This window comes from Rhodococcus sp. R1101 (assembly GCF_000278445.1).
In the GTDB taxonomy this organism is placed as follows: Bacteria; Actinomycetota; Actinomycetes; order Mycobacteriales; family Mycobacteriaceae; genus Rhodococcus; species Rhodococcus gordoniae.
Map to the genome: position 1 here is coordinate 1 of NZ_AJVB01000503.1, position 2,720 is coordinate 2,720.

3 protein-coding genes are annotated in these 2,720 nt (G+C 70.4%); all 3 read left to right on the forward strand.

Annotation, left to right across the window (positions count from 1 at the left end):
• Positions 1 to 19: 19 nt before the first annotated feature.
• A complete protein-coding gene (gene xerD, locus R1101_RS0120590; protein WP_016935176.1) occupies positions 20 to 991 on the forward strand; it encodes a site-specific tyrosine recombinase XerD in 972 nt (323 codons plus the stop codon).
• A gap of 134 nt (positions 992 to 1,125) precedes the next feature.
• Positions 1,126 to 2,109 carry an AAA family ATPase gene (locus R1101_RS0120595; RefSeq protein ID WP_026003532.1) on the forward strand — a complete coding sequence of 328 codons (984 nt, stop codon included), beginning with the start codon at positions 1,126 to 1,128 and terminating at the stop codon, positions 2,107 to 2,109.
• 5 nt (positions 2,110 to 2,114) lie between these two features.
• Positions 2,115 to 2,720 (forward strand): segregation/condensation protein A (locus R1101_RS27815; protein ID WP_016935178.1); only part of this gene is annotated, 606 nt, incomplete at its 3' end.

Below are 2,720 nucleotides of genomic sequence, written 5' to 3' on the forward strand. Positions count from 1 at the left end.
CCGCGCGGAGGGGTGAGCGGTGCTGCCCGGTGAGGAGCGTCCGGCCACGCAGGTCGCTCCGCAGCCGTCCCCGACACTCACCGGGCAAGTCGACGCCTATCTGGCGCACCTGACCGTCGAACGAGGGGTAGCGGCGAACACGCTCGCCTCCTACCGGCGCGATCTGCTGCGCTACACGGAACACCTCACCGACGTGCATGTCGGCGATCTTGCGGACGTCCACGAACACCACATCAGTGATTTCGCCGCGAGTCTGCGCCGCGGTGATCCGGAACGGAACCGCCCGGCGCTCGCGGCGAGCTCCGCAGCCCGCGCCCTGATCGCCGTGCGCGGCCTGCACCGTTTCGCCGCCGCCGAAGGTCAGACCCCTCTCGACGTCGCTCGCACCGTCAAACCACCGGCACCCGGACGCCGTCTGCCCAAGGCGCTGACCGTCGACCAGGTCACCGCGATCCTCGAGGCCGCCGCACCCGAGGCCGACGCTCCCCGCGACCTGCGCGACCGGGCGCTGCTCGAACTGCTGTACTCCACCGGCGCCCGCATCTCCGAGGCCGTCGGGCTCGACGTCGACGACCTCGACACCGAATCGCGCACGGTGCTGCTGCGCGGCAAGGGCGGCAAACAGCGGCTCGTGCCGGTCGGGCGGCCGGCGCTCGGCGCGCTCGACGCCTATCTCGTGCGCGGGCGGCCGACGCTGGCGACCGGCCGCACCGCCGCGGTCTTCCTGAACGCGCGCGGTGGACGCCTGTCGCGGCAGAGTGCGTGGAAGGTGCTGCAGACCGCCGCCGAACGCGCCGGAGTGGACGTCGGTGTCTCCCCGCACACCCTGCGCCACTCGTTCGCGACCCACCTGCTCGACGGCGGCGCCGACGTACGCGTGGTACAGGAGTTACTCGGGCATGCTTCTGTGACGACCACGCAGATATACACCCTGGTCACCGCCGGTGCCCTCCGCGAAGTGTGGGCACAGGCGCATCCGCGGGCACGATGACCGGCTCCGCGACGGACGCGTGTCCGTGCGGTGATCCTGCCGACGAAGCGGTAGCGTTCCGGGGAAGAGCCGCCGGGCCACCCGACGGGTCGACGAGAAGACATCTGGGTCGCAAGACAGGGGGAGTACCGAACGTGGGCACACCTCGGCCACCCGCCACGTACATGGAGCCGGAGCACCTCCGGTCGAACACCGTCCCGGTCGACGCAATCGGCCGCGAGGACGCCGACAGAACGTCCACCAGCGAGCCGACCACCACCGCCGGAACCACGGGCGAGCCCGAGCTCGGACCGACCGGCAGGCCACGCCGTCCCGTCCCGGAACCGGTGCCGCTGTCCACCCACGGACCGGCTCGCATCATCGCGATGTGCAATCAGAAGGGCGGGGTCGGCAAGACCACCTCGACGATCAACCTCGGCGCGTCCCTCGCCGAGTACGGGCGCCGCGTCCTGCTCGTCGACCTCGATCCGCAGGGCGCGCTGTCCGCCGGACTCGGTGTCGCCCACCACGATCTCGATCTCACCGTGCACAACCTGCTCGTCGAACCGCGGGTCTCCACCGACGACGTGCTCGTACGCACCCATGTCGAGAACCTCGACCTGCTGCCGAGCAACATCGACCTGTCCGCGGCGGAGATCCAGCTCGTCTCCGAAGTCGGCCGCGAACAGGCCCTCGGACGGGCGCTGTACCCGATGCTCGACCGCTACGACTACATCCTCGTCGACTGCCAGCCGTCGCTGGGGCTGCTCACCGTCAACGCGCTCGCCTGCGCCGATTCGGTGCTCATCCCCATGGAATGCGAGTTCTTCAGCCTGCGCGGCCTGGCGCTGCTCAACGACACCGTCGCCAAGGTCCGCGACCGGCTGAACCCGAAGCTCGCCGTCGCGGGCATCCTCGTCACCATGTTCGACTCGCGCACCCTGCACGGACGCGAGGTGATGTCCCGGGTCGTGGAGGTCTTCGGCGACCTCGTCTACGATGCCGTCATCAACCGCACCGTGAAGTTCCCCGAAACCAGCGTCGCGGGTGAACCCATCACTCGCTGGGCGCCCGCCTCCGCCGGCGCCGAGTCGTACCGCGCCCTTGCACGGGAAGTCATCCACCGGAGCGGTCGCTGAGCTCCGTGCACGCTCCCGTTCACGACACCGCGGACACCGGCACGGCACCCGAAGCGGGAGCCGACGCGGGGGTCCTGGAGGAACCCGGCCGGCCGACACCTGCGGAGGTGGAGACCACCTCGGGGTTCCGCGTACGCCTGCGCAACTTCGAGGGCCCGTTCGACCTGCTGCTGACCCTCATCTCGCAGCGGCGACTCGACGTCACCGAGGTCGCCCTCCACGAGGTCACCGACGACTTCATCGCCTACACCCGGAAGCTCGGACCCGAACTCGGCCTCGACCAGACCACCGAGTTCCTGGTCGTCGCCGCGACCCTGCTCGATCTCAAGGCCGCGCGGCTGCTGCCCGCCGGTGAGGTCGACGATCCCGAGGACCTCGCGCTCCTCGAGGCCCGCGACCTGCTGTTCGCGCGACTACTGCAGTACCGCGCCTACAAGCAGATCGCCGAACAGTTCGCCGCGTTCGAGGCCGCCGCCCTGCGCCGCTATCCACGCGCGGTGTCCCTCGAGGACCGTTTCGAGAATCTGGTGCCCGAGGTCGTGCTCGGCGTCGACCCGCAGCGCTTCGCCGAGATCGCCGCCGCCGCCTTCCGGCCGAAACCACCCCCCACC